At 68.4% G+C, this 2,876-nt stretch carries 5 protein-coding genes; all 5 read right to left on the bottom strand.

Annotated features, from left to right (window positions below; genetic code table 11):
- A partial coding sequence (locus tag AC2VOP_RS18620) for a hypothetical protein (RefSeq protein WP_486962338.1) occupies positions 1 to 75 on the bottom strand: 75 nt, incomplete at its 3' end.
- A gap of 110 nt (positions 76 to 185) precedes the next feature.
- Complete coding sequence (locus AC2VOP_RS18615) at positions 186 to 605, bottom strand: hypothetical protein (RefSeq protein WP_486962336.1); 420 nt, start codon at positions 603 to 605, stop codon at positions 186 to 188.
- Between the two features lie 136 nt (positions 606 to 741).
- A complete protein-coding gene (locus tag AC2VOP_RS18610; protein ID WP_486962337.1) occupies positions 742 to 1,197 on the bottom strand; it encodes a prepilin peptidase in 456 nt (151 codons plus the stop codon).
- Between the two features lie 15 nt (positions 1,198 to 1,212).
- The gene (locus AC2VOP_RS18605) at positions 1,213 to 2,037 is read right to left on the bottom strand and encodes a shikimate dehydrogenase (RefSeq protein ID WP_486962335.1); all 825 of its coding nucleotides are present in this window, start codon (positions 2,035 to 2,037) and stop codon (positions 1,213 to 1,215) included.
- A gap of 7 nt (positions 2,038 to 2,044) precedes the next feature.
- Positions 2,045 to 2,876, bottom strand: an 832-nt coding sequence (locus tag AC2VOP_RS18600; protein WP_486962334.1) for an endolytic transglycosylase MltG, incomplete at its 5' end; no start/stop codon positions are given.

Below are 2,876 nucleotides of genomic sequence, written 5' to 3'. Positions count from 1 at the left end.
CCCAGCGACCATGCCCTCCACGACCGCAACCAGGGCACGGCCGTGGGATTCACCGGCGGTGGTCCAACGCAGCACGTGTCCCATCTTCCCATGCTGGCTGCGGCGACCGGACCGGGCCGGCAACCGCCAGCAACCGCCGGCAAACGCCAGCAACCGCCGGCAAACGCCGGCAGGGGTCAGAAACCTTAGGAACCGCCGTTGCCGTCGCCGCGGATCAGATAGGTGACCGCTCCGGGCCCGTTGATGACCGAGGTCACGTTGTCCAGCGGATTGCCCATTTTTGCGACGACACGGTCGAGGATGCCCTCGAAGTCCTGGGCTTGCCCCTGCGAATCGATCACGACCATCGGCGGCTCGCTGGGTACCGGCACCGAGGCCGGCCCGACATCCACCGCACCGGTGCCGACACCTGCGGGATTGTTACCGGAGGCCTGCGAGAACAGGTCGAGCCATACCGCGTTCGGGTCCATCCCCTCGGCGTTGGAGAGCGAAATCGCCGGGACCTCGACGTCGGGCAACGACGGCGGCGAAGGGTCGATGACGATGAGACCGGTGCCCACAGCGACCGCACCAGCGGCAATACCGGCAATGACGGCTCGCTTCATGGTCACCTCCTTTGAACACCAACCGTTGCATACACCTAACGGCTCATAGTAGCTGATAGTCGGCTGAACGGCAACGGGAATTGATTAAAGTTTGATTACGGCGCTGATTTTTGTCCATTGTTGCCGACGTTTCGGCTCAGCACACCGCCAGCGCCACCACCGCCGCGCTGACCAGGCACATCGACGGTCCATGCGGCACGCTCGGCGCACGGTGCCCACGGTGCCCACGGTGCCCACCGTCCACAGCCATCGCGACCAATGCCCACACCGCGGTCAGCAACGGTGCGCCCAGGGCCGCCAACATCCACACGTCGACACCGAAGAAGCCGGTCAGCGCGCCCACGCCGAACGCCAGCTTCACGTCGCCGGCCCCCAACGCGGTCGGATCGGCCACGTGTACCAGCAGATACACCGCGCCCAACGCCGCCGCGCCAGCAAACGCCGGCATACCGCGGCCGGCAACGCCGGCATACAGCAGCACCACCGCCGCGCCGGGCAGGGTCAGCCAGTTGGGCAGTCGTCGCTGCCGGATGTCGTAGCCGCTCAGCGCAACCAGCCACGCCAGCCACAGCGACACCGGCCCCACCCCCACCTGCACGGGGGCAGGTTAGCCCGGCTGGGCCAGCGCGCAAGTCATCGCCTGCCGCGGCGCAGGCAACCCGGTGAACATCTCCACCTGCGTGCAGGCCTGATGGAGCAGCATCTGCAGGCCGCTGATCACCGTCCCACCCGCGGCGCTCACCGCCGCTGCCAGCGGCGTCGGCCACGGGTCGTAGATCGCGTCCAACAACACCGGAACCGACGCCAACGCCGGCGCATAGTGCGCGGCCACGTCGGCCGGAAGCGTGCTGACCAGCACCGCCGCGGCTGCGACGGTGTCGGCCAGCGCCGGATCGTCCGGATCGGCCAATCTGCAGAACCGGGCAGACACACCGGCTTCTGCGGCCACTCGCACCACCCGGGCGGCCTTGTCCGGGTTGCGTGCGACGACAGTGATGCCGTCGGCACCGAGTTCGGCCAGCGCCACCACAGCCGCCGGGGCGGTTCCACCCGACCCCAACACCACCGCCTGCCCCGACACCGGGCCGAGTGCCCCGGTCACCCCGTCCACATCGGTGTTGTCAGCCAGCCAGCCGGTCGCCGTGTGCACCAAGGTGTTGGCCGAGCCGACCAGCTCTGCCCGTGCGGTGCGCTCGTCGGCGAAGGACAACGCGGCGAACTTGCCCGGCATGGTCACCGACACGCCAACCCATTCCGGCCCGAAACCGCTTACCACCCTCGGTAATTCGCTGGCTCCACATTCGATTCGGTCATAGGTCCAGTCATGCAAGCCCAGCGCCCGGTAGGCGGCCAGGTGCAGCTGCGGCGAGCGGGAGTGCGCGATCGGCGAGCCGAGCACCCCCGCTTTTCGGGGGGCTTTCCTGCTGCGCATACCGGTCCTACCGAGAGCTGTCGAGGACACCGTTGTGCTTCGCCAGCTCAATGTTCTCCAGATGCTCCTGGTAGTCCCGGGTGAACAGCGTCGTGCCCTGCTTGTCGATGGTGACGAAATACAGCCAGTCCCCCGGCTCCGGATGCTCGGCCGCGGCCAGCGCCTCCTCCCCCGGCGAGCAGATCGGGGTGGCTGGCAGCCCACGCACCAGATAGGTGTTCCACGGTGTGCGCAGGGAGCGGTCGGCGTCGCTGGTGGCGACCTCCCGGCGGTCCAGCGGATAGTTGACCGCCGAGTCGAACTCCAGGGTGCGGTGCTCATGCAGGCGGTTGTAGATGACCCGGGCCACCTTGCCGAAGTCTGCCGGATCGGATTCCCGCTGCACCAACGACGCCACCACCAGCACGTCGTAGGGCGAAACCTGCAGGGCGGCAGGAACAGCAGCCGGGCGGTCGAGCCCGGACTGCCAGTAGCCGGAGGTGCCGGCGCCGATCAGGCTCGCCAGCATCTTCTCGGCCGGCGCCAACGGGTCGACGTTCCAGGTGCCCGGGGCGATCAGGCCCTCGACCCGGCGATGATCGTGACCCATGGCGGTGACCCGCTGCGCCGCCCACGCGGGCACCGACAGCTCCACCGGCGTACCGGCCTCGGCCGCTGAGCGCAGGTCGGCCATCTGCACGCACCGCCGATTCCCGTCCAAGTCGACGCAGGTGGCCTGGGAGATCAGCGAGAAAATGCCGGGGGTCACCTCGTTGGTCTTCATGTCGGTGGTGTCGTCGAGCTGGCGGCCTTCCGGGATGACCAGCCTGCCCACCCGGTTCTCCTTGTCGGTGAGGCGC

This window comes from Mycobacterium sp. TH-M106, assembly GCF_057473765.1.
Note: the sequence above shows the minus strand (reverse complement) of the source record. Positions and strands in the feature narration are given on the sequence as shown.